This is a genomic window from Bacillus sp. JJ783, from assembly GCF_036963225.1.
GTDB classification, from domain to species: domain Bacteria; phylum Bacillota; class Bacilli; order Bacillales; family Bacillaceae_G; genus Bacillus_A; species Bacillus_A cereus_U.
Genome location: NZ_JBALMG010000159.1, coordinates 17,425 through 18,040 on the forward strand (window position 1 = coordinate 17,425; position 616 = coordinate 18,040).

Below are 616 nucleotides of genomic sequence, written 5' to 3' on the forward strand. Positions count from 1 at the left end.
TTCCTATCGTATTCGCACGTTTATAAAAACTAATAAGAAAGGAGTACACAATGAAAAAGTTTCTACTTGTTTTTCCTATATTAGTCGTTCTACTTAGTGGATGTAGCAATAATGATATATACGGCTCTTGGGAAGTCATTGATAATAAAAAAGGTGAATGCCCTGTATATTATAAATTTGAAACAGTTGTAAAAGAAGAAAAGAAAGAAAAGGTTGTTCACAATTTAGTGGAAATGCAAACAACAAATAAAAAAGAGGATTTATTTAAAGGATCGTTTGTTAAAAATTCTAACGTTTATCATATTGATTATGGTAATTCTTTTACATCTAATCAATCCATAAGAAATGTAGATGGTAAGTTAAATGTATACTTTACAAGTGTTGATAAAATGTGTACATATAAAAAAACAAGTGATTAATCACTTGAATTAACACTCTTTCAGTAACCACACAACAGATTCACATTTTAACGTGTATGACGCGGAATATATTTTCTGCGTCATTTTATTTTGGAATTTAAAAAGTATGATATTTACAAATTCTTTAATTCGAATGTATTATTTTATAATACATTAATTTCTATGTGAGGTGTTTATTTTGAGAAGTTTACGCTCTT

1 protein-coding gene is annotated in these 616 nt (G+C 26.9%); it reads left to right on the forward strand.

Annotated elements, in window-relative coordinates; translation table 11 throughout:
* The first annotated feature begins 50 nt into the window (after positions 1-50).
* Positions 51-419, forward strand: coding sequence for a hypothetical protein (locus V7038_RS25955; protein WP_002110413.1), 369 nt, complete (start codon positions 51-53; stop codon positions 417-419).
* Positions 420-616 lie beyond the last annotated feature (197 nt).